The 24,482-nt window shown below is 68.4% G+C and carries 19 protein-coding genes; 9 read left to right on the top strand and 10 right to left on the bottom strand.

Annotation, left to right across the window (positions count from 1 at the left end; all coding sequences use genetic code 11):
- Positions 1-193: 193 nt before the first annotated feature.
- A complete protein-coding gene (locus C447_RS04340; protein WP_007691295.1) occupies positions 194-1,054 on the bottom strand; it encodes an endo alpha-1,4 polygalactosaminidase in 861 nt (286 codons plus the stop codon).
- Positions 1,055-1,150: 96 nt separating this feature from the next.
- Between C447_RS04340 and C447_RS04335 the strand changes: the two genes are divergently transcribed.
- Positions 1,151-2,212 carry an FAD-binding oxidoreductase gene (locus tag C447_RS04335; protein WP_007691294.1) on the top strand — a complete coding sequence of 354 codons (1,062 nt, stop codon included), beginning with the start codon at positions 1,151-1,153 and terminating at the stop codon, positions 2,210-2,212.
- Positions 2,213-2,442: 230 nt separating this feature from the next.
- On the opposite strand, the gene C447_RS04330 is transcribed toward C447_RS04335, so the two are convergent.
- The 4 genes from C447_RS04330 to C447_RS04315 all read right to left on the bottom strand — a co-directional run bounded on the left by C447_RS04330 (position 2,443) and on the right by C447_RS04315 (position 6,930).
- Positions 2,443-4,056 carry a tryptophan--tRNA ligase gene (locus tag C447_RS04330; protein ID WP_007691293.1) on the bottom strand — a complete coding sequence of 538 codons (1,614 nt, stop codon included), beginning with the start codon at positions 4,054-4,056 and terminating at the stop codon, positions 2,443-2,445.
- Positions 4,053-5,072, bottom strand: a complete 1,020-nt coding sequence (gene endA / locus C447_RS04325; RefSeq protein WP_007691291.1) for a tRNA-intron lyase — start codon at positions 5,070-5,072, stop codon at positions 4,053-4,055. Before endA ends, C447_RS04330 begins: the two co-directional genes overlap by 4 nt.
- 63 nt (positions 5,073-5,135) lie before the next feature.
- Positions 5,136-5,873: an endonuclease NucS domain-containing protein gene (locus C447_RS04320; protein ID WP_007691290.1), complete on the bottom strand. Its 738-nt coding sequence runs from the start codon at positions 5,871-5,873 to the stop codon at positions 5,136-5,138.
- Between the two features lie 25 nt (positions 5,874-5,898).
- On the bottom strand, positions 5,899-6,930 hold the full coding sequence (locus tag C447_RS04315; RefSeq protein ID WP_007691288.1) for a TIGR03571 family LLM class oxidoreductase: 1,032 nt from the start codon (positions 6,928-6,930) through the stop codon (positions 5,899-5,901).
- Between C447_RS04315 and C447_RS04310 the strand changes: the two genes are divergently transcribed.
- Positions 6,899-7,546, top strand: a complete 648-nt coding sequence (locus C447_RS04310; RefSeq protein ID WP_044955555.1) for an HAD family hydrolase — start codon at positions 6,899-6,901, stop codon at positions 7,544-7,546. The genes C447_RS04315 and C447_RS04310 overlap by 32 nt on opposite strands.
- A gap of 459 nt (positions 7,547-8,005) precedes the next feature.
- On the opposite strand, the gene C447_RS04305 is transcribed toward C447_RS04310, so the two are convergent.
- The 3 genes from C447_RS04305 to C447_RS18730 all read right to left on the bottom strand — a co-directional run bounded on the left by C447_RS04305 (position 8,006) and on the right by C447_RS18730 (position 13,139).
- The gene (locus C447_RS04305) at positions 8,006-9,742 is read right to left on the bottom strand and encodes an alkaline phosphatase D family protein (protein WP_007691279.1); all 1,737 of its coding nucleotides are present in this window, start codon (positions 9,740-9,742) and stop codon (positions 8,006-8,008) included.
- Positions 9,743-10,084: 342 nt separating this feature from the next.
- Positions 10,085-12,412, bottom strand: coding sequence for a DEAD/DEAH box helicase (locus tag C447_RS04300; protein WP_007691277.1), 2,328 nt, complete (start codon positions 12,410-12,412; stop codon positions 10,085-10,087).
- A 220-nt stretch (positions 12,413-12,632) separates the two neighbouring features.
- Positions 12,633-13,139 carry a hypothetical protein gene (locus C447_RS18730; RefSeq protein ID WP_010611993.1) on the bottom strand — a complete coding sequence of 169 codons (507 nt, stop codon included), beginning with the start codon at positions 13,137-13,139 and terminating at the stop codon, positions 12,633-12,635.
- A gap of 88 nt (positions 13,140-13,227) precedes the next feature.
- On the opposite strand from C447_RS18730, the gene C447_RS04290 reads away from it, so the two are divergent.
- Positions 13,228-14,907 carry a potassium channel family protein gene (locus tag C447_RS04290; RefSeq protein ID WP_007691273.1) on the top strand — a complete coding sequence of 560 codons (1,680 nt, stop codon included), beginning with the start codon at positions 13,228-13,230 and terminating at the stop codon, positions 14,905-14,907.
- Positions 14,908-14,927: 20 nt separating this feature from the next.
- Here C447_RS04290 and C447_RS04285 read toward each other — a convergent pair whose 3' ends face one another.
- The gene (locus tag C447_RS04285; RefSeq protein ID WP_338034824.1) at positions 14,928-16,352 is read right to left on the bottom strand and encodes an MATE family efflux transporter; all 1,425 of its coding nucleotides are present in this window, start codon (positions 16,350-16,352) and stop codon (positions 14,928-14,930) included.
- A gap of 134 nt (positions 16,353-16,486) precedes the next feature.
- On the opposite strand from C447_RS04285, the gene lipA reads away from it, so the two are divergent.
- The 5 genes from lipA to lpdA all read left to right on the top strand — a co-directional run bounded on the left by lipA (position 16,487) and on the right by lpdA (position 23,324).
- On the top strand, positions 16,487-17,431 hold the full coding sequence (gene lipA / locus C447_RS04280; protein WP_007691269.1) for a lipoyl synthase: 945 nt from the start codon (positions 16,487-16,489) through the stop codon (positions 17,429-17,431).
- A 785-nt stretch (positions 17,432-18,216) separates the two neighbouring features.
- Positions 18,217-19,317: a pyruvate dehydrogenase (acetyl-transferring) E1 component subunit alpha gene (pdhA, locus tag C447_RS04275; RefSeq protein ID WP_007691267.1), complete on the top strand. Its 1,101-nt coding sequence runs from the start codon at positions 18,217-18,219 to the stop codon at positions 19,315-19,317.
- A complete protein-coding gene (locus tag C447_RS04270) occupies positions 19,317-20,330 on the top strand; it encodes an alpha-ketoacid dehydrogenase subunit beta (RefSeq protein WP_007691266.1) in 1,014 nt (337 codons plus the stop codon). The genes pdhA and C447_RS04270 overlap by 1 nt, the downstream gene beginning before the upstream one ends.
- Positions 20,331-21,839 carry a dihydrolipoamide acetyltransferase family protein gene (locus C447_RS04265; RefSeq protein WP_007691265.1) on the top strand — a complete coding sequence of 503 codons (1,509 nt, stop codon included), beginning with the start codon at positions 20,331-20,333 and terminating at the stop codon, positions 21,837-21,839.
- Positions 21,840-21,899: 60 nt separating this feature from the next.
- Positions 21,900-23,324 (top strand): dihydrolipoyl dehydrogenase, encoded by a 1,425-nt coding sequence (gene lpdA / locus C447_RS04260; protein WP_007691264.1) that lies wholly within the window; start codon positions 21,900-21,902, stop codon positions 23,322-23,324.
- Positions 23,325-23,360: 36 nt separating this feature from the next.
- Here lpdA and C447_RS04255 read toward each other — a convergent pair whose 3' ends face one another.
- Entirely contained in the window at positions 23,361-23,984 is a 624-nt protein-coding gene (locus C447_RS04255; RefSeq protein WP_007691263.1) for an MBL fold metallo-hydrolase, read from the bottom strand.
- Between the two features lie 127 nt (positions 23,985-24,111).
- Between C447_RS04255 and C447_RS04250 the strand changes: the two genes are divergently transcribed.
- Positions 24,112-24,465, top strand: a complete 354-nt coding sequence (locus tag C447_RS04250; RefSeq protein WP_007691262.1) for a DNA-binding protein — start codon at positions 24,112-24,114, stop codon at positions 24,463-24,465.
- Positions 24,466-24,482: the final 17 nt, after the last annotated feature.

The raw sequence follows: 24,482 nt of genomic DNA, 5'->3' as shown, positions 1-24,482 counted from the left end.
ACTCGGGTGTGAGGGTTTCGGCCGCCGCGGCGTCCACGCTCGTCAGAAGCGACCGAAAAAGCGAGAGCCGAAGCCGGGGCTGGTCGACGGTCGGGCTGCGTGCCGTCCACGGCGGCGTTCGGCTGCCATGGGAGGCAGTGGTCCGCTCGTCGGCAAAACTCTTGTGACGTGGTGGCGGGACCGCCGCGCTCGCCTATCCGCACGAGACGGGGCGACCGGGACCCAACCGTGGGTGTTTCCGGATGAGGTGGAGCCCGCGCCTTCGCGCGTCCGCACAGTCGAGCGGGCCCCGATACTCACAGATCCCGAGCCACTTCCCCGCGTCGAGGAACGGCGCGTACGCGTCGACTTCATCGTACTCGTAGGCCTGTTCGGCGAGACAGCCGTCGAAGGCGGGTTCGAGCGCCGCGACCTGTCCGGCGTCGTTCTTGAGAACCGTGGCGAGCCCGTGGTCGTGGGCGATCCGCGCGAGCAGCCGGTTGTACGCGATCTGGTCCGCCGCGGAGACCGAGACCCCGGTGTTCGGGTTGGCGTGGACGTCGATGTTGTCCCACTCGATGGCGTCGAACCCCTTCGAGCGCGCGAGCCGTGCGCGCTCGCGCATGATTGGTTCGAGGGCGTCGTGGCGGGTCACGTCGAGCCAGCGTTCGCCGGGCCAGCCGTCGAGCCCGTTGCCGAGTACCGAGTCCGGAAAGTCGCCCGCGTCGGGCCGCCATCGCTCGTACGACCCGCCCGAGAAGTACGCCATGAGGTAGCGTCCGTCGGCGGCGAGCGAGTCGAGGACCGATCGGGGTGTCTCGAACCCGTCGAGGTCGTAGAGCGCGACGTCGTAGCCGGTGTTCACGGGACCGGAGAGCTGCCACTGCCAGTCGGCGCTGGCCGGGGGCGGCGTCCATCCACCATCAAGGGGCCCGGTCGAATCGGCGTCGGTCCCGTCGGTCGCGCGGCGAACGAGCGCGTAGCCGATCCCCGCCGCACCGGAGAGCGCGAGCGCACTGAGGACGGCGCGTCGTGACGTCGGTAGTCGGGCGGTCGCGGTGGGGTGGACGGTCATCGGCTATCGATCGGAGGTCGGCGGCGAGGCGGGATAAACGCGGACGCATCGACGCGCAAGAACTAACGACGACGAGCGAGAGTGGACAGACAACAAATGTCCAAACGCCGTGCTCAAGAGCTGGCCGACGAGGCCGACATCGAGAACCAGCACGCGGTGGTGACCCGCGCGGAACCGATGGACCGCGACCGCACCGACGAGATCGAGACGGTGCTCGACGACGACCGCGAGACCCTCGTCGAGCGGTTGGACCTCGACTCGCCGCCGGGACCGATAACCGAGGACGCCGAGGGATGGGAGGAGGCCATCGACGCGCTCCGCGAGTCGGGCGCGAAGGCGGTCGCGACGGCGATGCGCTCGCGTGTCGACACCCTCCGCGAGCGCGCCGAGCGCTCGTATCCCTCGTTGCTTCAACTGGGATTCCGGCCCGAGCAGCCCTTCGAGTTCGTGCCGGGCCAGTTCGCCCGGATCAGCTACGAGGAGGAGGAACCCCGGGTCTACTCGATCGCGAGTTCGCCCAACGCCGAGGACATGGAACTCTGTATCCGACGGGTGCCCGGCGGCCACCTCACCCCCAACCTCTGTGACCGCACCACGGAGGGCGACGACCTCTTCCTGCGCGGGCCCTACGGCGACGAGTTCATGCTCCAGGACCCCACCGACCGCGACCTCGTCTTCGTCGCCACCGGGACCGGCGCGGCCCCGTTCAAGAGCATGATCGACTACACCTTCGAGGAGGGTCTCGACGAGTACGAGGGGACCGAACGCGACGTCTGGCTGTTCGTTGGCTCCTCGTGGGCCGACGACCTGCCCTACCGCGAGGCGTTCATGGACCTCGCCGACGAGCACGACAACTTCCACCCCGTGATGACCTGTAGCCGGGAGAAACACCTCGCCGAGTGGGAGGGCGAGACCGAGTACGTCCAGCACTCCCTCCTGAAGTATCTCGACCCCGAGAAAACCGACACTGGCTCGTTGCCACCCGAAACCGAGGAGTTCGTCGGCAGCGACGCGGCCTACGACATCGACGCGCGGATCGACCCCGCGAACGCCGAGGTCTACGTCTGCGGTATCGGCGTGATGTGCGAGAGCGTCAGGGACGTCGTCGAACCGCTCGGGGTCTCGGATCTCTACTACGAAGAGGAGAGCTACGGGTAAGCAAACGACCCGATTCTCGAGGCCGGTGCGGGAGACGGTGGCGCGCGATGAATCCGGCCGGAGGCCGGAGAACGCGCGAGGGATGAGCGGCGTGAGTGAAACGAACGGCGCGAATCGGTTGGGGAGGGTGTGGTCGGTGCGGGGCGGTGCGGTCCCTCGTTTGCGTCGGGATTTGCCATAGACGAGTTCGCTATCGACGCGACATCCGGTATGAAACTTCTACAGAGCTATTACGTCGCACGTGGGCTGTCGAGGTCGATGTCGAGGTCCTCCAGAAGTGCCTCGGCCTCCGCGCGTTTCTCCTGGTGCTCTGCGAGGAACTCGCGCATCAACTCCGCAGCCTGCTCCTTGCAACCACCACAGAGTCGCTCGCCGCCGGTACACTCCTCGTAGACCTTGGTCGCGAACTCGTCGTCGTCCGCCGCGAGGAGGTAGGCATAGAGTTCGTAGACCGGACACTCGTCGGCCTTCCCGCCGAGTTCGCGCTGTTTCTCCGCTGTTTCGCGCCCGCCGGTCGTGGCCGATTTCACTTTGTCGTAGCCGTCCTCGGGGTCGTCGAGCAGGCTGATGTGGCTCGCCGGGATCGAGGAACTCATCTTGCCGCCCGTGAGGCCGGTCATGAAGCGGTGATAGACCGAGGACGGGGCGACGAAGCCGTAGCCGCCGTGGTCGAGTTCGATCTCGCGCGCGAGGTCGTCGGCCGCCTCGGGTGAGAGCTCGAAGCTGTCGATGTGGCCCTCGTAGACCCGCTTTTCGCCCTCGACAGCCTCGATGAGCGCCGAGAAGGCGTCTTTGGTCGCGTTGCGGTCGAGAAAGCGGGTGCGCGGGCGAAGGGGTTCCTTGCCGGCGGCCCGGAGCTTCTCGATCGCCCCCGCCGCGGCGGCGGAGCCGTCGTCGCGCTCGGCGAGCCAGTCGGCGGCCGCGACGCACCTGACGGGGTCGTCCTCGTCGGATGAGGAGAGCGCCTCGAAGACCTCGGCGAGCAGCGCGCGTTCGGCGGGGTCGGCCTCGAAGCTCGCGTAGGCCTCCGTCACGCCGAAATATCGCATCCGCGCCGCGAGGTCGCGCGAGAGCCGAACGTGTGGGTCCTGGTCGGGGCCGACGGGGATCACCGTGGGTTTCGGCCCGTCGAGTTGGGGATAGAGGATGTCCGCCATCTGGGTCACGACCGACTGCATGTGCGAGACGTCGGTCTCGCCGCCGAAGCCGTAGATGCTCTCGAGTTCGGAGAAGTTCGTCTCGATACCGAGTTCGAACGCGAGGTCCTGGAGCGGGCGGTTGTCCGACTGCCGGTAGAGTTCGCCGTCCTCGGGGTCGAAGCCGAGCGCGATCAGGCTCAGGAGGTAATCCCGCGCGTGTTCGTCGATCTCCGCCCACGAGAGCCCGCGCGCGCTGTGGGCTTCGAGGTCGGCGATCAGGCCGTACGTATCCGCGCCGCGTTCCTGATGCCAGATCAGTTCGTCGAAGACGAGTTTGTGGCCGATGTGCGGGTCGCCGGTCGGCATGAACCCCGAGAGCGCGGCGGCGGGGTCGTCGTTCCGCAGCGCGTCGAGCACGCGCCCATAGCCTCGATGGCCGAAGATGACCCCGCGGCGCATCAGGTAGTGCGGGGCTGGCACGCCGGCCAGCACGTCGTCGAACGCCTCGATCCCGAACTCCTCGAAGAGGTTCCGGTAGTCGTCGACCGTCGAGGAACCCCACGGGTCGAGCGTCGTCTCGTCGGCCCCCGTGGCGGTATCTCGCGGACGTTGCCCGCTCGATCCATCCGAAGCGCTTCGCGCCTCGCGCCCGCCATCGGGATACGGCCGGTCCGGCGCTCGTGAGTCGTGGTCTGGGTCTGTCATGGGCGGATTCGCTCGACGGCGAGCCAGTCGATGGCTCCACTCGAAGCCGTCAGCGCAAAAACCGTTCGCTTGTGGACCCCACCCGCGAGCCGGGCATCGAGCGAGAGTTCGCGCGGCCCGAACGCGTAGCCCGCCGGGAGCACCCGGACCAGGTTCTCGGAGTGCCCGAGGTTCTCGACCGTTTCGACCGTGGAGTACGTCCGGAAATCCGCCCCGAACTTGAAGCCCGTCTTGGGGACCAGCCCCTTCGAACGGAGCGCCGCGTAGACCGTGAGCCGGCGGTCGAACCGTTCGCCCTCGACCTCGCGCCCGCGTTCGACGACCGCGGCGGGGTCGACGTCGAGGTCGAGGATCCCCTCGCGAGCGAGGTGGGCGGCCTCGACCAGCGAGAGCTGGAGCGGGCCGTCCTCGGCCCCGCGACCCGCGAGGCGCTGGCCGAAGAAACCGCGTTCGTAGAGGTTTTGGGGGGGATCCCAGAGCACGACCCGGTCCGCGAGGAGGTCGCCCGATGTGTGCGAGGGGTCGTAGTCGGTGCCACCCTCGATGGCCGGACGGGTCGTTTCGAGGTAGGTGATCTCGCTCTCCTCGTCGACCACCGCGAGCACGACCCCCCCGAGGTCGGTCGCCGGAACCGATTCGCGCTCGCCGGCCACCCGAACGCGATAGCGAACCTCGTCGTCCCACGGCCCCTTTCCCTGCGGGTAGACCACGAGGTCGGTGGCCGGATCGGGGTCCGCGACCCAGTCCTCGCGCGCGGGCGAGAGGTAGAACCCCCGTTCGCGGAAGTCCTTGTAGACCAAGAATCGAATTACGAGCCGGTCGTCGGTCGCGAGGAACTCCCGAAAGCCCATCCCGTCGACCGCATCGAGGTCGTCGCGGTAGAGGAGGTGGGCGGCCTCGACCGGGGCGAGCGCGACCCCGGACCCGGTTGGCCGACCGTAGCCCCGCGAGTCGTAGAACCGCTGGCGGGCGTCGCCGCCGGCGCGAACGACGTCGCCATCGAGCGTGGCGTCCATGGCCGAAACGGGCCGCGGGGCGACAAGTGGTCTGCGGTCGGGCGCGGCGGGAGAGGATGGAAGTCAGCCGGCGCGTTCGCAGGTCGCATCGAGACACCGTCGACCGTTGCCGGTCTCGAACGCCGGCAGTCCGCAGTCGCACTCGCCGTCGACGACGCCCGTCGGAACGGAATAAGCCGTCTCGCAGTCGGGGTAGTTCTCACAGCCCGCGAGGAGAGTCCCGTTTCGGACGATTCGGAGGCTGCCGTCACAGTCCGGGCAATCCCAGGACCGGTCGAACGCCGCCGTGACCGCCGCGTCGAGCGACTGACACTCGCGGTCGATACAGAGCGTGAACGCCCGGCCGCGCTCGACGCGCATCGTCGGGAGCCCACACGAGGAGCAGTCCTCGTCGAGGATTTCGACAGCCGCGGGCAGCCCGTACCGTGCCTCGCAGCCGAGACACGTCACGGCACCGTTCGCGCGGGTGAGCACGCCGTCGCAGTCGGGGCAGGTTCCCACGGGCGTCCCCGCGCGGGAGGCGGGATAGCGCCCGAGACCGTACTCGTCGTTCGCGGTGACCTCGAGCCGCGAGCCGTCGTCGACGGCGGTGAGCGAGAATTCCCCATCGGCAGTTCCGTCGTAGACCAGGCTCTCGGGCCGCGTGAGCCACGCGACGGGCTGGTAGCCGTCGCGGTCGTGGACCAGCACGGTGTTGTCGGGTTTGAGGAGCACGACGACCTCACCGCGGAGGTCGTTCTCCCTGGCTCCCGTCGTGGTGACGGTGCAGTCGCCGGCGAAGACCCGGATACCATCGGACATACCGAGGGTGGTCGCGTTCCCGTACTTAAACTCGGACCCGCTCGATCACGTCGGCGAAGCGCGTCAACCAGCGCTCGGGGTCGTCGCCGACGCCGCCGACGAGGACGTGGTCGACCCCCATCGATTGGAGGTCGCGGAAGTACTCGACGAACCACTCGCGCCCGGCGCGAAACCCCTGGTTGACGGGTTCGGGGCCCGTTTCGGGGTCGTCGGCGATCTCGGCCGTGACGGCCATCGCGAACGGCTTCTCCCCGCTCCGCTCGCGCCAGGTTTCGAGGTAGCTTTCGAGGGTAGCCTCGGGGAGGTGATAGAACAGCCAGCCGTCGCCGTGCGCGCCGATCCACTCGACGGACTGGCGCGCGTTGCCGGTCGGGAGCAGCGGGATCGACCCCGCGACGGGCTTCGGCGTCACGTCGAGGTCGCCGTCGAGGGTCCCCCACCGGGTCTCGCGTTCGGGGAACGACTCGCCCCACACGGCGCGGAGGAGGTCGACGGCCTCCCGGAACAGCGCCGCGCGGTCGTCCGTGTCGACGTCGAAGGCGGCGAACTCGGGCGGGCGGTCGCCGGTCGCGACGCCGAGCACCAGCCGTCCATTGGAGAGCCGGTCGACGGTCGCGGCAGCCTTCGCGACGTGAAGCGGGTGTCTGAGGGTGAGGACGACGCTCGCGGTGCCGAGCGCGATGTCGTCCGTGCGGGCGGCGACCTGCCCGAGCCAGACCCAGGGGTCGTAGGTCTGGCCCGCGTCGCGAAACGTCGGCCAGTACGTCGGGACGTCGCGTACCCAGAGGCCGTCGAAGCCGAGCGCCTCGGCGCGTTCGGCGAGCGCGAGTTCGTCCGCGATCGGCGGGGCGGACTCGTCGACCCCGGTCAGCGGGAAGCCGGTACCGAAGGTGAGTCCGTCGCCGGCGAAGAGTCGACGGAAGCCCGCGTTCTCGTGGGGTGACACAGCGGAGGTCGGCACGCGACCGGGAAGACCCTTGTCGACACCGGAACCCACTTTCCGGCCGGCCACCTCCGGCCGGTCGATGACCGAACTCCGCGCGGTGCTGTTCGACATGGACGGCGTCATCGTCGACTCCGAACGCTACTGGGCCGAGTACGAGGAGGAGCGGATCCTCCCCGCGGCGGAGGTCTCGGGGCTCGATCCCGGCGAGATCACCGGGATGAACTACAAGGAGATCGCCGCCTACCTCACCGAGAACTACGACGCGGCGGTCGGCGCGGACGAACTCCAGGGGATCTACGAGGAGTGCGCCGCGGAGCTCTACACCGAACGCGCCGAGCTCATGGACGGCTTCCGCGACCTCTGTGGCACGCTCCGGGACCGGGGAGTCCGGACCGCGATCGTGACCTCCTCGCCGCCCGAGTGGATCGAGATGGTCCGCGAGCGCTTCGACCTCACGGGCTTCGACGCGGTGGTCTCGGCCGAGGAGGTCGAGGGCCCCGGCAAACCCGAACCCCACATCTACCGCCACGCCGCCGAAGCGGTGGGCGTCGACCCGGCCGACTGCGTCGCGGTCGAGGACTCGACCAACGGCGTCGCGTCGGCCACGGCCGCCGGCACGACCTGCATCGGCTATCGCGGCGGCAGCGACCGAACCCTCGACCTCTCGGCGGCGGACGTCGTCGTCGATGGGCCGCAGGAACTCCGGGCCGAACTGCTAGCGCGATAAGCGAGGATTCGTGGATCGTTTCGTGAGATGGCTCGGCTCGGTGTCTGTTTTGAGAAGCACGTGAAGTCGATTGCGAACGCTGGTACAAATGAGAAACCGCACCGCGACCGCCCCGCGACAGCCACGAGCCTCCCACACCCACTTTTTTCCTCGTCGGGTGCGTTCGCTGCGCTCACACACCACTCCTCGCAAAAACCTGGACTAAAAAGGCCGCTCACTCACCTATGGCTCGTTCGCGGTTCGAACACAATCAGTCCACGACCGCCCCGCACCGCCCACACACCTCCCCAGCCGATTCGTTCGTGGTTCGAAAATCGCTACGCGATTTTCGTCATCACGAAAGGCGCTTCGCGCCTTTCGAACGACTCCCTCCGGTCGCTCACTCATCCCTCACACGAGCGTCGCGCGCCGCCCGTCGGACGGCGCGCGGGCCGCGTGCCGACCGCACCGCCCAGTGGATCACGGGTCGCCGTCGTCGAGCGAACGGTCCTGGATCTCGACCCGGCCTTCGGGCACTCGGAGCGCGACCACGACCTCCGTGTCGGGGTCGGACGAGTCGTCGAGTTTGTCCACCGAGTAGGCGGTGTAGGTGCACTCCTCGGGGGTGAACTCGACCACCGAGTAGCCCCAGTGGTGGCTGTCGAAGAACTCGATGTGGGGGTTCTGGACCCGGACGAACGGCGAGAGGAGCCTCTCCGAGATCGTCTCCCAGAGCCCATCGCTGGCCCCGAGACCCTCGCTGACCGTCACGCTCGTGATCGCGGGCGTCATGAACTCGACACCGACCCGGTGGTCGGTGTTCCCGGGTTCGCCGTTGAACACGTGCGAGAACGGGTTCTCGTAGGTCGTCTGCTGGTAGCTCGCGATGTAGCAGTGCATGTCGCCCGTGAGGGTGACGAAGTTCTCGATGTCGGCCCGCGCGACCTCGTCGGTGATGAGCCGGCGCTCGTGGCCGTACCCGTCCCAGCCGCTCTCGGAGGGGTGCAACGTCAGCGGCCCCATCCCCACCCGAAACGGCACCGTCAGCACCTCGTCGGACCACACCGTCCAGGTCGCCGTCGAGTCGCGCACCTCGTCGAGGAACCACTCGCGCTGTTCGTCCCCGAGCATGCTCCGTTCGGGCGCGTCGTAGCCGAACGAGAGCGGGAACCACGCCGGCAGGTGGTTGTCGGCGTTGCGCGGCGGGTCGCGATAGAGCCGTTCGTCGGTCATCACCAGGTCCACGAGGTCGCCGAACGCGAAGGACTGCCAGAGCCGGTAGCGCTCGCCGAACGAGTCGGCCGCGGGGTCGTAGCCGATCCGCGCGGGCATGTACTCCCACCACGCCGTGAGCGCGTCCGCCGCGAGCCCCAGCATGAACTCGGGGTCCCGCCCGCGTGGATGGTTCGGGCCGCGCGGCGCACCGGCCTCGGGGTCCCAGTAGACGTTGTCGGTGAACTCGTGGTCGTCGCGCGCGGCGATGATGGTGTGGCGTTCGAGCGCCTCCTGGAGGAACTCGTCCGACCGGTAGGCCCGATAGAGGTATCGGTAGTCCTCGAGGGTCCACGCGAGGTCGTGACCGCTCGGCAGTTCGAGGTCCCGGTCGGGCAGGTCGGGACTCCCCCGACCCTTGTAGTCGCCCGCGACGGATTCGTAGATGAAGTCCCCGACGTGGACCACGAAGTCGACGTCCTCCTCCGCGACGCGGTGGTACGCGCCGTAATACCCGTTCGTATAATCCTGACAGGTCAACACCGCCAGCCGGAGCGAGTCGGGGCTCGCATCCGCGGCGGGCAGCGTGTGACACCGCCCGACCCGACTCCGAACCCCGTCGTAGGTGAAGCGGTAGTGGTAGAACTGATCGGGGTCGAGCAGCCCCAGCAAGTCCACCGAAACGGCGTAGTCGTGGGCGGGCGTGACGTGCTCGGAACGGAGGGTGCCACGATAGACGGTCTCGTCGAAGTCCGGGTCGTGCGCGACCTCGATCCCGAGGGGTTCGTCCTCGCGGTACGCCTCGGGGTCGATACGGGTCCAAACGACGACCCCGGTCGGTTCTGGTCCGCCGCTCGCGACCGACTGCGGGAAGGTCGTCTCGGGGGCGACGTCGGGGTCGGCATCGAACACGTTCTCCTCGACGGTTTCGGCGGGTTCGACCGGGAAGGAGAGCGAGCGCGCGTCGAGCGCGGCGGCGAGCTTCTCGTGACCGTCGCTCGTCATCGGTTCGGCTTTCGGGCGGGACGGTTTGAAGCTACCGGACCCCACTTTTTTACTTCGTCGGGTTCGCCTCCGGCGAACCACTCCTCGCAAAAACCTGGACTAAAAACTGCCGCTCGTTCGGCCTCCGGCCTCACTCGCGGTACAACCACTAACCCTCCCGCTCCGCAGCCGCCTCGCGACAGCCACATACCTCCCCAACCGACTGCGCTCCTCGTTCGCTTCGCTCACTCCGGTGCTCATCCCTCGCACAATGTCCACGACCGGCCCTCACTATTGTTCGGACCGGTCGCGAGCGCGCGCCACGGTGGTTGGTCGCGACGCGGATCAGTCTTCGACGGTGGCTCAATCCACCCAGACGGTTCTCGTCTCCGTAACTGGCGGGAGCGGCAGGTCGGGAAAGACGACCTCGACGGCGAACGTGAGGGTGTCGGGGTCGCCGCCGAAGACCGGCGCGGGGAGGGTCTCGGTCCCCAGAAACGACGCGGTCTCGGTCATCTGGGTGTCGTTGACCGTCACCCGGAGGCCGGCCCGCGCACCCTCGCCCCGGTTCTCGACGGTGACCTCACACAGGTCGTTCTCGCCGCGCGCGATCCGCTCGGGGAAGGCCCCCCAGTCGATGTCGAGCGCGGGAAGGGCGCGCGCACGCTCGACCACCCGCTCGGCGACCCCCTCCGAGAGCCCGACCTCGACGAGTTCGTCGACCCCGGCCGAGACGACGTCCGCCGGGGTCTCGATCCCCGAGCTCGCGAGTTTGCTCGCCCGGCCCGGCCCGACGCCGTCGATGGCGGTGAGCGCGGCCGCGTCCTCGCCGACGCCGTTCTCGATGCGTGCCGCGACGCGACACGCCCGGTTGGCCTCCCAGGCCGACCCGAAACGGTCGAGGAAGGCCCCGAGTGCGGCGAGCAACCGGAGCGCGTTCTGGCGGATGACCCACGCGTCGCTCCGGAGTTCGGCGGGGGTCGAGCCACGGGTGCTGGATTCGAGGATCGCGAGCACCTTCCGCGGGCCCGAATCGAGGTCGTCACCGGAGCCGAGCACCCCCGCGATGGCGTCGCGTTCGGCACGGCGGGCGTTGACGCTGTCGAACTCCGTGCTCCGGGCGACGGTTTCGAGGATCGCTCGAACACTGGGGCCGGTCCCCGCGAGGTCGAAGAACCGGCGGGCGGTCGGCAGCCGGAGGTAGTACGACGAGGTCAGGGTGCCGAGCGGCGTCGCGGCGACGTCGAGGTCGTCCGTCTCGATGAACCCACGGTCCCGGAGTTCGGAGAGGGTCTCACGGACCGCCTCGCGGAGGGTCTCGACCGCGTCGGTCACGTGGTTGTTCTTCGCGCGGACGAACCCGAAGGTGGTTTCGAGCCAGTCCATCACGTCGCCCACGTCCCGGATCGTGCCCATCGCGATCTCGGCGTTGAGGTGGGTGTCGAGGTCCGCGGCGAGGTGGGAGTCGATCTCCTTGCCGTCACGGAGGAGTTTCCGGTACTTGTCGGCGTCGGCGGCGTCACAGACGACGTAGGCGTAGCCCGCGTCGTCGTAGCCCGGTCGACCCGCGCGCCCGAGCATCTGGAGCACGTCGAGCGGGCTCATGTCGACTTCCCCCTCCAGGGGGTCGTGGTACTTCGTATCACGGATCACGACACACCGAGCAGGCAAATTCACCCCCCACGCGAGCGTCGAGGTCGAAAAGAGGAGCTGCACCTTTCCCTCGCGGAACCACTCCTCGACGTGGTCCTTATCGGACTTCGAGAGACCCGCGTGATGGAAGGCCACGCCGTCGAGCACGGAGTTCCGGAGGGTCTGGTTCTCGAGGACCTGGCTTTCGGTGTGGAAATCGTAGTCGCCGCGCGCGCCCATCGGCACGTCCCGTGAGGCGAGTTCGTCGCGGGCCTTCTCGGCCGCCCTAACGGTGTCTTGGCGCGAGGCCACGAACACGAGCGCCTGACCCTCTTCCCGGATGTGGTCCTCGGCGAGGTCGAGCGCGCGATAGAGGCGACGGTACTTGTCGGCGAAGGCGTTCTCGCCGTGGGTGTAGGTCCGGACGCCCGATTCGAGGTCGACGGGTCGATACTCGTCGCCGAAGTCGAAGGTCGTCTCGGGGGGAGCGTCGAGCCAGTCGGCGATGTCGCCCACGTTGGGCATCGTGGCCGAGAGCGCCACCACGCGGGGGTCACAGAGCCGCCGGAGCCGGGAGATGGTGACTTCGAGCACGCTCCCCCGTTTCTCGGAGTCGAGGAGGTGGACCTCGTCGATCACACAGCACGAGACGTCGGTGATGAAGCCGTATCTGGGGGAGTCGTGTTTCCGCGTCGCGGAGTCGACCTTCTCGGGGGTCATCACGAGGATGTCGGCCCGCTCGGCGCGGTGCGGGACCAGGTCGCGTTCGCCGGTGACGACGTAGACCGAGTAGCCCATCGACTCGAAGCGCTCCCACTCGGACTCCTTCTCGTTGGTGAGCGCGCGCAGCGGCGCGATGAAGAGGGCCGTCCCGCCGGTCCGGAGGCACTTGCAGATCGCGAGCTCGGCGAGGGCGGTCTTGCCCGAGGCCGTCGGCGCGCTGGCGACGACGTTCTCCTCGCGTTCGAGGATCGCGGGCAACGCCTCGCGCTGCATCCGATTGAACTCCTCGAAGGCGAACGCGTCGGCGAACTCGGGGACCGTCTCGGCGACGCTCACGAAACCCACCGCCGGCGGTGGGTTTCGTGCGTTCGTTGCGAACGCAGTGACGCAACGGTGCTCACGGGGTCAACCTCGTGAGGCGGGTCCGCGCCGGTCCTCGCGGGTCGGACGAAACGACGGTGATCACGTGAAACGATACTGGGGGTGGGGCCGACAAAGGCGTTTCTTCTCCCGCATCGTGGACCGCCCGCGATCGTCCGCACGGTCCGGCAGCGGTTCAGTCGCCGTCGGAATCGCCGTCCGTATCCCCGTCGTCGCCATCCGAATCCGTGTCGCCGTCGGAGTCCGCGTCGTGTCCGTCGAAGTCCCTATCGATCCCGTCGAAATCCGCGTCGGCTCCATCGAAGTCCGCATCATAGCCATCGGAATCCGCGTCGGCTCCGTCGAAGTCCGCGTCGGCTCCGTCGAAGTCCACGTCGGCGTCCCGAACCACGCCAGTGGTGCTGGAGGCGTGGTCGTTCGGCGCGGTCGCGGGTTCGGGGTTCGTCGGTTGGGGTTCGGGTTCTGAGAGGTCGTCGCCGGTGAGATAGAGGTAGACCGGTGGGAGCAGGTAGGCGACGATCGCCACGAGGGCGAACCAGCGCTCGTAGTACGCGAGGAGTCCGAGAACGGTGAGCGCCGCCGTCGCGCCAGCGTGGACGCCCGTTCGCCGCAGTGTGTAGCGCCGGTAGTACTCCCAAGCCCCGCGGACGCGGTCGGTGATGGTCGCCACTGGCGCGGACATGGCGGCGATTGTGCCGAGAGCGGTATCAGTCTATCCACCGCACGGACAAGCCAAAGCCTCATGGGGGCCACGCGAGCACCCAAACTGAATGAGTTCCGAGAAGCCACAGGGACCGCTCGAACAACAGCTCCGCCAGCTCCGGTCGGTGAGTTCGCTCGAGGACCTCACCAACCGACAGCGGACCGTGGTGAAGTATATCGTGGTGCTCGTCTCGGTGCTCGTCAGCTACGCCGTCATCTACCAGGCCGGAATGCGGACCCTCGAAGGCGACGACATCACGATCTTCCGTGCGCTCCAGACGGTGGTCGAGACGATGACGACCACCGGCTACGGGGCCGGCGCACCGTGGGTGACGCCGTACATGAACCTCCTCATCATCTGGTATCAGATATCCGGCGTGCTCATCGGGCTCGTGACGCTGCGGATCCTCATCATCCCGCTGTTCGAGCGCGCCCCGGTGGTGCTCGACGACCGTCTGACCACCAAGGACGACCACGTCGTGGTCTGTGAGTACGGCCGGGGGAAGGACGTGCTGCTCGACGAGTTCGAGGCCTCGGGGATCGACTACGTCCTGGTCGACCCCGACAAGGAGGAGGCCATCGACCTCTCGAACCGCGACTACCAGGTCATCGACGGCGACCCGACGAGGACGGAGACGCTCCGACGGGCCGGGGTCGAGGACGCGGCGTTGGTCGTCACGGACGCACGGGCGCGCAACGCGAGCGTCGCGCTGACGGCTTACCAGTGCAACGACGACGTGCGGGTGCTCTCGCTCACCGAAACCCCCGACCGGCAGGACGCGCTCGAACAGGTCGGGGTGGACCGGGTGGTCTGCGTCCCGTCGCTCATCGGCCGCCAGTTGGCCGAGAAGGCGACGGCGACGGCGACGTTCGCGACCGCGGCCGACGCCATCGGCGACGGGACCGTGGTTCGGGAACTGGTCGTCCGCCACGACGGACCGCTCGCCGGGGCGCGGGTCGAGGACACGCCCATCGTGGCGAACCCGGACCTGACGCTGGTCGGAGCGTGGATCGACGGTGAGCTACGGCTTCCACCCCGGTCGTCCGAACGGCTCTCGCCGAACTCGGTGCTCGTGGTCGTCGGACCCGAAGCCGCTTTCGAGGGGATTCACGACGAGGACGACGGGTTCCGGTCGCTGACGACGTACGACAGTGTCGTGGTCGCCGGACTCGGCGAGGCGGGAACGGCGGTCACGGAACACTTCCCGGACGAGGTCGACGTCACCACCATCGACGTGGACGAGAGCACGGGGGCGGACGTGGTGGGGAACGCGAGCGACGGGCCCGTGCTCGCGGAGGCCGGTATCGAGGACGCGACGGCGCTCGTCGTGGCCGTCGACGACGACGAGACCGCGTTGCTCGCCACGGCGGTCGGCCGGTCGATGGCCGAGGAGATCGACATCCTGGTTCGGGTGACCAACGCGGAGGACGTGGCGAAGGGGTTCGACGCGGGGGCGGACTACGTGCTCTCCGAGCGACGAACGATCGCACGACTGCTCGCCGCCGAGGCCCACCGGGAGCCGGTGGTGCACCCGATCGGGCAGATACGGTTCGCCAGGGTCGAAAGCGACGAGTTCGTCGGACAGGACCTCGGGGAGATCCAGCGGAACGCCAACCAGGAGTGGGTGGGCGTGGGTCTCGAACGCGACGGGGAGTTCCTGACCGACGACACCATCGAGATCGCCGACAGCGACACGCTCGTCGTCGCGGGGACCGACGAACGGCTTCGACGTCTTCCCGACGAGTGAAACGCCCGTTCGGCCGCCGGTCAGGTGCTGGCGCGCTCGCTCGCCCGCTGGAGCATCCCGTCGCCCACCTCGCGACGGTAGTAGAACCAGAGACCGACGGCGACGACGAGGTTCGATATCGTCACGGCCCAGAACACCGCGACGACGCCGGCCCCCAACACGACCCCCGCGCCCGCGGCGAGCGGAAGCCGAACGACCCAGAACTGGGCGAGCGTGGCGACGAGGCTGGTACGGGTCCGGCGCGCGCCGTTGAAGCCCGCCTCGAAGAGGTAGGCGACGCCGATGGCGGGATAGCCGTAGGCGAGGATCTCGAGGTACGAGACCGAAAGCGAGAGCGCGCGGTCGGTGAACGCCGGCGCGAACAGGGTGGCGACCGGGACCGGGAAGAGCCACTGGACGGCACCGATGACCGCGAGTCCGCCGGCGGCGAGCCCGACACCGAGATAGGTCGCTCGTTCGGCACGGTCGGGCTTTGCGGCACCGAGGTTCTGCCCGACGACGCTCTGGGCGGCCTGCTGGAGGCCGAGGGCGGGCACGAAGGCGACCGACGCGACTCGGCCGCCGATGGAGTACGCCGCGAGCCCTGCCGTGCCGCCCGCCGCGAACGCCACCGTGACGATCAGGACCCGAACGACCTGACGCACGGCACCCTGTCCGGCGATCGGCGCGCCGACGTCGAACAGCTCACGGAGGTCGTCGGCCTCGAACCGGGCGGTCGCCCGGGTGTAGACCCAGCCGTCGCGGCCGGCGAGCGCGAGACCAGCCGCGAGCAGGAAGCCGGCGACGTAGCCCGCGACCGTCGCGAGCGCCGCGCCCTCTACCCCGAGCGCGGGGGCCGGCCCGAGCCCGAAGATCAGGACCGGGTCGAGCACGAGATTGGTGGCGACCGTGGCGACCGAGACGTAGAGCGGCGCGCGCGAGTCGCCCCAGCCGACGAACGCCGCCTCGATCGCGTCGCTCGCGGCCGCCGCCGGCAGGCCGACCGCGAGCACCGAGAGGTAGACCGTCGCGAGCGCCGTGACGTTCGCCCCGCCCGGCTGGACCCGCGTGAGGAGGTCGACGAGCGGGCGCGCCCCGACCCAGAGGACGAGCCCCCCGACGACCCCGAGCGCCACCGCGACCCCGAGCCCGGTCGCGGCGGCCCGGCGTGCCCCGGAGACGTCCTCGCCGCCGACGCGCTGGGAGACGAGGATCTGGGTGCCGACGAACGGGAGCGTGATCACGAGCGCGAAGCACAGCGCGAGGACCGGGAGCGAGAGCCCCACCGCGGCGACCGCGGCCGAACTCAGCCGTCCGAGGAAGAAGAGGTCGACCACCTGCTGGACGACCTGCACGAGGTTCTGGACCAACAGCGGGGTCGCGAGCACGACCAGCGCCCGCGTCAGCGACCCCTGGGTTATCTCCTCGGAGGAGAGGTCGAGCACGGAACGTCGTTGAAATGTAATGGTAATTAATCATTCGTATCTCCGGATGGAACGGAGGTCCGGATTCGGGTGTGTGCCGCGACGGAAGGGCGGGTTCGGTCGGCCTCGTGACGGCGAACCCCACCCTTTTGCCGACGCGACCCGGAGGGACACCAATGAGTCGCGCGCGAAAACCCGGCTGGCTGAAGAGCCGCCCGCCGTCGGGGGAGCGGTTCACCGACATCAAACGAACCCTGCGAGACCGCGACCTCCACACCGTCTGCGAGGAGGCCAACTGCCCCAACATGGGCGAGTGCTGGTCCGGGGGCGCGGGCGAGGGCCCCGGCACCGCGACGTTCATGCTGATGGGCGAGCGGTGCTCGCGCGGCTGTAACTTCTGTGACGTCGAGACCGGCGGGATGGGTGAATTGGATCCCGACGAACCCGAGAACGTCGCGGCGGCGGTCGCGGAGATCGGCCTCGACTACGTGGTGCTCACCTCCGTCGACCGCGACGACCTCGCGGACCAGGGGGCGGCCCACTTCGCGCGAACCATCGCGGCGATCAAGGAACGCGACCCCGAGATCCTGGTCGAGGTCCTGATCCCCGACTTCCGTGGCGATCTCGACCTCGTCGACGAGATCATCGCGGCGGGTCCGGACGTGATCGCCCACAACATCGAGACCGTCTCGCGACTTCAGTGGCCCGTCCGCGACCGCCGAGCGGGCTACGAGCAGTCGCTGTCGGTGCTCGAACACGCGGCGGACACCTTCGAGGGCTACACCAAGACCTCGGTGATGCTCGGCCTCGGCGAGTACGACCACGAGGTCTACCAGACCCTCTCGGACCTGCGAGAAGCGGACGTCGACGTCGTGACCCTCGGCCAGTACCTCCAGCCCTCCCGGAGCCACCTCGACGTCTCCGACTACGTCCACCCCGACAAGTTCGAGACGTGGCGGCGGGTCGCGGAGGCGGAGTTGAATTTCCTCTACTGTGCCAGCGGGCCGATGGTGCGCTCGTCGTACAAGGCGGGCGAGCTGTTCGTGGACGCGGTCGTCCGTGAGGGGCGCTCGGTCGAGGCGGCGCGGAAGAGCGCTCGGGCCGCATCGAACTCGGCGTGATTCGGGTCGTTCTTCGAAAAAGGTTTTTTTGAGGGGCCGAATCGGTTCGAAAGCCGCTGCGAACCCGACACAACTGAGAAACGCAGACCGCACCGCTCCGCGACGGCCACACGCCTCCGCGCCCACTTTTTTCCTCGTCGGGTTCGCCTTCGGCGAACCACTCTCTGCTCACGGGCGCGAAGCGCCCGTTCGCACGTCGAAGGAAATNCGGCCACACGCCTCCGCGCCCACTTTTTTCCTCGTCGGGTTCGCCTTCGGCGAACCACTCTCTGCTCACGGGCGCGAAGCGCCCGTTCGCACGTCGAAGGAAATCTCCGATTTCCTGACCGTTGGAAAGCCTCGCTTTCCAAGAGCACGAGGGACCGAAGGTCCCTCGCTGCTCGCAAAAACCTGTCTTGCTGAGTGCAACGAAGCAAGGCTCGGAAGACGCGAAGCGTCTTCCGGTGGACTAAAAAGGGCCGCTCGCACAGTGTTCGCGGTCGTGGATTCACGTCCGCTCACGGGTCACTTCGTTCCCCGTTCGCATCGAGGCGCTTCGCGCCTCGCGTCGCTCACCCGCGACCGCGAGCGCGCGCCGACCATATCGGGCTAGAATAGCCTACCGTCCGATTCGTCGACGATCAATGATAACTGTTGACGAACGTCGAGAGACGAGTATGTGAAGTAGACACATACGTGGTTTGACGGGGGCGGTCGGCAAGAATGGCACCCACAAGAAGGTTTTTACAAAAAGAATATAACCGCGGCGACCGATGATCGAACATGTCAATGAGGTGTCCCCGTCCGTGAGTACGTTACAGCACGACCCCGGCGACCGGATCGAGGTGCTCGACGAGAACGGCGGGGTGCGGGAGGGCGCGCGGGTGCCCGACCTCGACGAGGACCAGCTCGTGGGGATATACCGCGAGATGCGCCTGGTTCGCCACTTCGACCAGCGAGCGGTGTCGCTCCAGCGTCAGGGCCGGATCGGGACCTACCCCCCGCTGTCGGGTCAGGAGGCCGCCCAGGTCGGGAGCGCCCACGCGCTCGCCGACGACGACTGGCTCTTCCCGAGCTATCGCGAACACGGCGCGACCCTGATCCGCGGCTTCTCGCTCGAACGCACCCTGCTCTACTGGATGGGCCACGAGGTGGGTTACAGCGACGACGACGCCAACATCTTCACCCCCGCGGTCCCCATCGCGAGCCAGCTCCCCCACGCGGTCGGCGCGTCGTGGGCCTCGAAGTTGAAGGGCGAGGAGAAGGCCTTCCTCTGTTACTTCGGCGACGGCGCGACCAGCGAGGGCGACTTCCACGAGGCGATGAACTTCGCTGGCGTGTTCGACACCCCGACGATATTCTTCTGTAACAACAACCAGTGGGCGATCTCGGTCCCCCGCGAGCGCCAGACCGCCTCGGCCACCCTGGCCCAGAAGGCCGACGCCTACGGCTTCGATGGGATCCAGGTCGACGGCATGGACCCGCTCGCGGTCTATCGCGCGACGAAACTCGCCGTCGAGAAGGCAAAGGACCCCGACGACGAGCCCCGTCCGACCATGATCGAGGCGGTCCAGTACCGCTTCGGAGCACACACCACCGCCGACGACCCCTCGGTCTACCGCGAGGAGGGCGAAGTCGAGGAGTGGAAACGAAAGGACCCGATCCCGCGGCTCGAAGCCTACCTCGAAAACGAGGGGATCCTCGACGACGACCGCATCGACGCGATCGAGACCGATATCGAAGCGGAAGTCGCCGAGGCCATCGACGCGGCCGAGGCCCACCCGCGACCCGACCCCGCCGAGATGTTCGCCGACGTCTACGACGGGATGCCGAAACGCCTCGACGCCCAACTCCAGTACCTCGAACGTCTCCGTGGCGACCACGGCGACGAGGACCTCCTCGAATAATGAGTACGATACAACAGCTCGACGACGACGCATCGACCCAGAACCTCACCCTGGTCCAGGCGGTCCGCGACGGCCTCTACGGCGAGATGGAGCGGGACGACGACGTGCTCGTGATGGGCGAGGACGTCGGCAAGAACGGAGGGGTCTTCCGGGCGACCCAGGGCCTCCACGACGAGTTCGGCGAGGACCGCGTGATCGATACCCCGCTGGCCGAGTCGGGGATCGTCGGGACGGCGATCGGGATGGCGGCCTACGGGCTGAAGCCCGTCCCCGAGATCCAGTTCATGGGGTTCATCTACCCCGCCTTCGACCAGATCGTCTCGCACGCGGGCCGGCTCCGCAACCGCTCGCGCGGGCGGTTCAACTGCCCGATGGTGATCCGCGCGCCCTACGGCGGCGGCATCCGCGCGCCGGAACACCACTCCGAGTCCAAGGAGGCATTCTTCGTCCACGAACCCGGGTTGAAGGTCGTCGTGCCGAGCACGCCCGCCGACGCGAAGGGCCTGCTCGCGGCGTCGATCCGCGATCCTGATCCGGTGATCTTCCTCGAACCGAAACTCATCTATCGGGCCTTCCGGGGCGCGGTCCCGGACGATTCCTACACCCTGCCGCTCGGCGAGGCCGCGGTCCGACGCGAGGGGAGCGACGTCTCGGTGTTCACCTGGGGCGCGATGACCCGCCCGACGATGGAGGCCGCCGAGACCCTCGCCGAGGAGGGCATCGACGCCGAAGTGATCGACCTCCGCACGCTCTCGCCGCTCGACGACGAGGCGATCCTCGAATCGTTCAAGAAGACTGGTCGGGCCGTAGTGGTCCACGAGGCTCCCAAAACCGGCGGCCTCGCGGGCGAGATCACCGCGACGATACAGGAGGAGGCGCTGGTGTACCAGGAAGCCCCCGTGAAACGGGTGACGGGCTTCGACACGCCGTTCCCGCTCTACGCCCTGGAGGACTACTACCTCCCCGAGTCGGCCCGGATCGAGGACGGCATCCGGGAGGCCGTGGAGTTCTAGATGGTTCGCGAGTTCGAACTTCCCGACGTGGGCGAGGGCGTCGCCGAGGGCGAGATCGTGGGCTGGCTGGTCGAGGTCGGCGACGCGGTCGAGGAGGACCAGCCCGTCGCCGAGGTCGAGACCGACAAGGCGGTCGTCGAGGTTCCCTCGCCCGTCGATGGGACCGTCCAGGCGATCCACGCCGACGCGGGCGAACTCGTTCCCGTGGGGACGGTCATCATCACGTTCGCGGAGGACGGCGACGAGACGGCCACCGAGGACGAGGAGCCGTCGGAGACGCGAACCGACACCGCGACCGAGACCCGTTCCGAGGTCGGCGCGGTGGAGTCGAAGGACGACGGGGCGAGCGACGACGGAAGCGGATCGGCTTCGAGCGGCCGGGTGTTCGCCGCCCCGAGCGCTCGACGGCTGGCCCGCGAACTCGACGTCGACATCGGGGCGGTCGACGGCTCGGGCCCCGGCGGTCGGGTGAGCGACACCGACGTGCGGGCGGCCGCCGAGAGCGATGACGACGGCGACGGGGCATCGACGGCGGACGAACCGGCCCCGAAACCCGCCGTCGAGCGGGTCGAGGGCGGCGACGAATCGGATCCCGGGCCGGCGATGGCGACCGGGAGCGCGAGCCGCGAGCGGACCCTCGCCGCGCCCGCGACCCGCCGGCTCGCCGAGGAGTCGGGTATCGACATCGATAGCGTTCCGACCGACGAGGAACGCGACGGCGAGGCGTTCGTCACGCCCGCGGCGGTCGAGGCGTTCGCCGAATCCCAGCGTGCGGCCCAGGACGCCGACCGGGCGGCGCTCGCGGGATCGGGCGGGGAGGAGCGTATTCCCTACCGAGGCATGCGCCGGACCATCGGCGAGCAGATGGCGCGCTCGAAGGCCACCGCGCCGCACGTCACCCACCACGACGAGGTGGACGTGACCGAACTCGTCGAGACCCGTTCGGAGCTCAAGGCCGAGGCCGAAGAGCGCGGCATCGGCCTGTCGTACATGCCGTTCGTGATGAAGGCCTGCGTCGCCGCGCTCCGGGCGTTCCCGTCGATGAACGCGATGCTCGACGAGGAGGCCGAAGAGATCGTCGAGAAACACTACTACAACATCGGCGTGGCGACCGCGACCGATGCCGGGTTGATGGTGCCCGTGGTGCGGAACGCGGACGAGAGGAACCTGCTCGAACTCGCTTCCGAGATGAACGAGCTGGTCGGGAAGGCCCGCGAGCGCTCGATCAGTCGGGAGGAGATGCAGGGCGGCACGTTCACGGTCACGAACGTCGGCGCGATCGGCGGCGAGTACGCCACCCCGATCATCAACGTCCCCGAGGTCGCCATTCTGGCCCTCGGCGCGATCAAGGAGAAACCGCGCGTAGTTGACGGGGAGGTCGTTCCCCGTCACGTGTTGACGCTCTCGCTCTCGATCGACCACCGGGTGATCGACGGCGCGATCGCCGCACAGTTCACCAACCGGGTGATGAAGTACCTCGAAAACCCGCAGCTCCTGTTGTTGGAGTGAGTCGGACGGAGCGGGCGGTACAACCCCCCTGTTTTTCACGCCAGCGCGTCTGGGTCGGTCATGGTCGTTGGAGACGTCACGACGGGCACGGAACTACTCATCATCGGCGCGGGTCCCGGGGGATACGTCGCCGCGATCCGCGCGGGCCAGCTCGGGATCGACACCACGCTGGTCGAGAAGGACGCCTACGGCGGGACCTGCCTGAATCACGGCTGCATCCCCTCGAAGGCGCTGATCTCGGCGACGGACGTGGCCCACGACGCGCGCGAGGCCGAGGAGATGGGCATCCACGCCGATCCCGCCGTGGACCTCGCGGGGATGGTCGACTGGAAGGACGACGTAGTGGACCAGCTCACGGGCGGGGTCGAGCAGCTCTGTAAGGCCAACGACGTCAACCTCGTCGAGGGCCGCGCGGAGTTCGCCGACGAGAACACGGTGAGAGTAGCCCACGGGGGCGAGGGTCAGGGCTCGGAGTCGATCGAGTTCGAACACGCCGTCGTCGCCACCGGTTCCCGACCGGTGGAAGTCCCGAACTTCGAGTTCGACGGCGAGCACGTCATCTCCTCGCGCGACGCGCTCGCACTGGATTCGGTCCCCGACAGCCTCGTAGTCGTCGGCGCGGGCTACATCGGGATGGAGCTCGCAACCGTGTTCGCGAAGCTCGGTACTGATGTGACCGTCGTCGAGATGCTCGAGGGCATTCTCCCGCCCTACGAGGACGACGTCTCGAAGGTCGTCAGGGACCGCGCCGAGGAGATAGGCATCGACTTCTTCTTCGGCGAGGCCGCGAGCGACTGGGAGGAGTCCGGCGACGGGATCACCGTCCGCACGGAGAACGAGGACGGCGAGGTCTCGGAGTTCGGCGCGGAGAAGGCGCTGGTGGCGGTCGGGCGCGCGCCCGTCACCGACACCCTGAACCTCGACGCGGTGGGGCTCGAAACGGACGAGGACGGTTTTCTGGCGACCGACGACCGCGCCCGAACGGACGTCGAATCCGTCTTCGCGGTGGGCGACGTCGCGGGCGAACCCATGCTCGCGCACAAGGGCATGAAGGAGGGCGAGGTCGCCGCGGAGGTCGTCGCGGGCGAGCCCTCGGCGCTCGACTATCAGAGCGTTCCCGCCGCGGTGTTCACCGACCCCGAGGTCGGGACGGTCGGGATGACCGAAGACGAGGCCGAGGAGGCGGGGTTCTCGCCGGTCGTCGGGCAGATGCCGATGCAAGCCAGCGGGCGGGCGCTCACGCTCGGCGACACCGGCGGGTTCACGCGCGTGGTCGCCGACGACGACGCGGGCTTCATCCTCGGCGCGCAGGTCGTCGCCCCCGAGGCCTCGGAGCTCATCGCGGAGTTCGGCCTCGCGATCGAGATGGGCGCGACCCTCGAGGACGTCGCCGCCACGATCCACACCCACCCGACGCTCGGCGAGACGGTGATGGAGGCCGTCGAGAACGCCCAGGGGAAGGCGATCCACACGCTGAACAGGTGAGGAGCGTTCCTCTCCGGGACGCGAGAAGGACGGGTCTCAGTCGGGTTTGTTCGCGAAGTTCACGAACGCGTCGAGTTTCTCGGCGGCCCCGTCGGTGACCGAGGAGCCGTGATAGACGAGGCCGGCGTCGAAGTCGTAGTCGAGCAATCGTTCCAGGTTCTCGTCGGCCGCGTTCAGGTCGGTCGAGTAGAACGCGGTCGGCAGGACGAAGTAGCCCGCCGGCAGGCCGCGTACGTCCGAGCCGAAGACCGCATCGCCCATCACCGCGACGCCGCGTGACTCGTCGATCAGGACGTGGTTGTCCGCGGTGTGACCGGCGACGTGGACCGCCTCGAACGCCCCGATGTGGTCGCCGTCGCCGTAGCGGTGGTCGGGGTCGTGTTCGGTGTCGAGGTCGGTTCCCTCGGGGACGAACGTCTCGACGCCGTAGCGCTCGACCACCTCGTCGAACCCCCCGACGTGGTCGCCGTCGCCGTGGGTGACGACGAGGCGTTCGGGGTCGATCCCCACCTCGTCGACGCCCGCGACGAGCGCATCGACGGTGTCGGCGAGCCCACAGTCGAACAGCGTCGGCACCTCGCCGTCGACGAGGTACACCCGGAACCGGCCGTTGCCTTCCCGAACCGTGATGTCGTGGACGTCGGGACGGATCTCGGTCATGGTCGTGGGTGGGGCGACGGGCGCATAAACCCAGCGAGGAGGGGTCTCGCGTGGACGAGCACCGGGCCACGAGGCGGCGAGGCCCCGTGTCCGCCGGGTTTTTGTCCGGTCGTCCACAACGGGGCGTATGAGCGGCTCCGAGGAAGACATCGAGGAACTCCGCGAACAGAAGCTCGAACAGCTGAAGGAACAACAGCAGGGCGGCGGGTCCCAGGACGCCCAGGAGGCCCAACAGGCCCAGCAAGAACAGGCCGAAGCCCAGAAGAAGGCCGTGCTCCGTCAGAACGTCACCGACGAGGCGCGCCAGCGGCTCAACTCCGTGAAGATGTCGAAACCCGACTTCGGCGAGAAAGTCGAACAGCAGGTGTTCGCGCTCGCGCGCTCGGGTCGGCTCGGCGACAAGATCGACGACGACCAGATGCGCGAACTCCTCACCGAACTCAAACCCGACCGCAAGAGCTTCGACATCAAGCGTCGGTAGAGCCGGGACCGAAAGGC

This window comes from Halococcus hamelinensis 100A6 (genome assembly GCF_000336675.1).
In the GTDB taxonomy this organism is placed as follows: domain Archaea; phylum Halobacteriota; class Halobacteria; order Halobacteriales; family Halococcaceae; genus Halococcus; species Halococcus hamelinensis.
Note: the sequence above shows the minus strand (reverse complement) of the source record. Positions and strands in the feature narration are given on the sequence as shown.